This is a genomic window from Methylobacterium sp. WL103 (assembly GCF_008039885.1).
GTDB lineage: Bacteria > Pseudomonadota > Alphaproteobacteria > Rhizobiales > Beijerinckiaceae > Methylobacterium > Methylobacterium cerastii.
This window is the reverse complement of sequence record NZ_VRUX01000566.1, coordinates 1-2,671: the sequence shown is the minus strand read 5'-3', so window position 1 is coordinate 2,671 and position 2,671 is coordinate 1. Positions and strand designations below refer to the sequence as shown.

The window sequence follows — 2,671 nt, the reverse complement described above, 5'->3', positions numbered from 1 at the left end:
GCAAAGTACGTCATGGCTGCTCCTTCCTGATGCTGTGGCGATCCGACATCGACCACGATCTCACATCTCGATAGGAGCAGCCGCCTTCAGCGGAACCGCGGCGTGACCCCAATCACCCCATCTGTCCCGATGACCGACGACATCGACACGCAGGCCCAACGCATGCCGCAGGGAAAGCCGACGCCGGATGGCACGGCGATCACCCCTCAGGACACCGTCGATGGCAAGACAAAGCCGGTCGACGGCCCAATGGACCGACCGGGCACCGAAGCCGAAGACGCGGCCCGTCAGGATAAGCCGTAACGTCGCTCGGCGCGCGACGTAAGCCGCCGCGTCAGAAGCGTCTCAGTCGAACGGCGTTCGGTTGTCTCGGTCGCAATAGCATTCGAGTGTGGAAGCAAAGGTGCCGGGCGCGCCGTAGCGCCGCCCGGCAAGATAGGCGCGGGTCGAAGCCCGGAATCGGCCGGTCAGCCGGTCTTCTCGACCGCACCCGGCACCACCAGCGGCGGCGTCTGCTGGTGCTGGATCACGCGCCAGACCTCGTGCGACAGCCAGCGATAGGTCGAGGTGCAGTTCGCTTGGTAGGTCTCGTCGCCGCGCGAAGCCTCGACGTGGTAGGCGACCACGATCAGGCCCTCCTGCGGCCGGGCGATCTGACCCTTCGAGAACGCGACCTCGGTCCAGCGGGGGGTGTCGGCGACGGCCTCGATCGCCTGCGTGCCACTAAGCACGAAGGGCGGGTGCGGCAGCACCATCAGGCACGTCTCGTCGACCAGCTCGCGGTAGTGCTCGGGAGTACCGTCCCAGAGGCTCTTCTCGAAAGACCAGACCCGATCGTCATCCATGGTGTTCTCCTGCCGCGGGAGGAAGTCGATCGGAGAAGCGCGGGAGCACCGCTTCGTTCCGTGTCCCACCGCGGCACGCCTCGTGTCGCGACGACACGTCTCCCCATCGGGCAACAGCCTCGTCTACGTCACGCAGGTCGTCCACGCGGTGCGTCACCGATCGTGCGGTCGGCCGGCGAGCGGTCGCGTTGCTCCAAACACGATCTGGTACAGCGGCCGAAATCGGAGATCGGTGCGGTAGATCAGGTGAGAGAAGCATCGCTGTCTGAATTCGGCACAAATCGAATGGCATTGCTCTTGCCGAATCTTGGTGCGGCGGCCATCTCTCGTTCATTCACGGACGAGCATGGGTCCGCGATCCGGACTGCCAGACGATGACCACACGCACGACGGAACAGATCCTCGAGGTCGGCGGCCCCTTGAGCCGCCGGACGACGGTCATCGCCAACGTGCGCTGGTTCCGCCGGCTCGCCTGGCGGGCGCTTGGCCGCTCGGCGCGCCGTCGCCCGCATCCTCATCCGCCAGGCCAGGCGCGAGGCGCTGGTCGACCGGATGATCCGGGACGCGCAGACCGCGGACCTCTGAGCGACCGGCCCGAATCGTCTCCGGGTCTGTCGACGTCCGCTTGGGCGAGGCGCGTCGATCAGGGCGCGGCGGGCGCCGGTGCGCTCGGCTGAAGCCAGGCCTTGAGCGCGTCGAGCCAGCCGGCGGGCAGCACCACCCAGTTCGGCAGCGCCGGCAGGACGTTGGCGGCCGAGCCATTCCAGCGGCCGGCGAGGGTCTGGCGGCTCTGGGCATCCATCTCGCGGATCTTGATGTCCAGGATCTTCTCCTGGATCGGCAGCGTCTGCATCTGCACCTGGGCCGACTGCGCGTGCTTCATCGCCATGAAGCTCATGTCGATCGCCTTCTGGATCTAGGGGTTGTCGAAGGTCAGGCCCTCGGCGAAGCGCAGGGTCGTCACCGTGATCCCCATCGGCTCGTAGACCCGGCGGACCTCCTTCTCGACGGCCTCGATGATCGCGACCTTGCCGTGGATCGCCTCGTCGGTGGTGCGTCGGCCGAACTCCTTGGCCATCGCCGCCTGGACCGTCCGGTGCACGTTCTCGTCGAAGACCTCGGCCAGCGACTTGCCCTGGATCACGCTGGCGAAGTTCACCTGCGGATCGCCGGAATTGCCGCCCGCGGCCCACGCGCCGAACCAGTAGACGAACTTGCTCGCATCCTCCTCCTTCACGAAGGCCGAGGCCACGATTCCGGTGCGCAGGGTCACGGAATCGGCGGTCTCGAAGCGGATGCCCTGGTCGCGGACGGAGGTGCCGCGCTCGGTCGCGCTCACCCATTCGCGCGAGACCGGCGACCGGTCGACGAGCATCAGCCGCGCGGCGGGGACGAAGTAGTCGTAGGCCCAGCCCGGGTTGCGGATCAGCGTATGCGGGATCTGGATCCGCTTCATCGCGACCTTGCGCTCGTTGAGGAACTGCTCGGACATGAAGGCCGCCTGGCCGGACTTCGTCTCGCCGACCTCGGGGATGAGGAACGCGGTCTGGTTCGGTAGGACCTCGACGAATTCGGGATAGTCGCGCGTGTCGTAATAGGCCTGCGCCGGCTCGGGTCGCCCCTCGATCAGGAGGCCCGCGACCGCGAACCCGGCATATCCGGCACCGCGCCGGCCGACGAGCCAGATCGCCGCGAGCGCCGCCACGGACAGGATCGCGGCGAGCGGGCCGGCGCCGTCCAGGGCGGTGGCGGCCCAGGCGGCCTCCGCCGCCGGCCAGTCGGAATCCTGGAATTGCCGGGCGGCGATGCGGCCGGACTGCGCGGCG

General features: G+C 67.9%; 4 protein-coding genes. 1 reads left to right on the top strand and 3 read right to left on the bottom strand.

Features of this window, described 5'->3' with window-relative positions; all coding sequences use genetic code 11:
• Nucleotides 1-129 precede the first annotated feature (129 nt).
• Nucleotides 130-303: a hypothetical protein gene (locus FV222_RS29965; protein WP_187277425.1), complete on the top strand. Its 174-nt coding sequence runs from the start codon at nucleotides 130-132 to the stop codon at nucleotides 301-303.
• A gap of 164 nt (nucleotides 304-467) precedes the next feature.
• On the opposite strand, the gene FV222_RS22395 is transcribed toward FV222_RS29965, so the two are convergent.
• The 3 genes from FV222_RS22395 to FV222_RS29960 all read right to left on the bottom strand — a co-directional run.
• Entirely contained in the window at nucleotides 468-845 is a 378-nt protein-coding gene (locus FV222_RS22395; protein WP_147815673.1) for a DUF4440 domain-containing protein, read from the bottom strand.
• Nucleotides 846-1,488: 643 nt separating this feature from the next.
• Nucleotides 1,489-1,743 carry a hypothetical protein gene (locus tag FV222_RS22385; protein ID WP_147815672.1) on the bottom strand — a complete coding sequence of 85 codons (255 nt, stop codon included), beginning with the start codon at nucleotides 1,741-1,743 and terminating at the stop codon, nucleotides 1,489-1,491.
• Nucleotides 1,744-1,761: 18 nt separating this feature from the next.
• On the bottom strand, nucleotides 1,762-2,671 hold a 910-nt coding region (locus tag FV222_RS29960), incomplete at its 5' end, for a hypothetical protein (RefSeq protein WP_187277424.1).

What these genes read in the sequence shown, in the direction of transcription:
- FV222_RS29965 (WP_187277425.1), top strand. Translation starts at nt 130, where the DNA reads ATGACCGACGACATCGACACGCAGGCCCAACGCATGCCGCAGGGAAAG.
- FV222_RS22395 (WP_147815673.1), bottom strand. Translation starts at nt 845, where the DNA reads ATGGATGACGATCGGGTCTGGTCTTTCGAGAAGAGCCTCTGGGACGGT.
- FV222_RS22385 (WP_147815672.1), bottom strand. Translation starts at nt 1,743, where the DNA reads ATGAGCTTCATGGCGATGAAGCACGCGCAGTCGGCCCAGGTGCAGATG.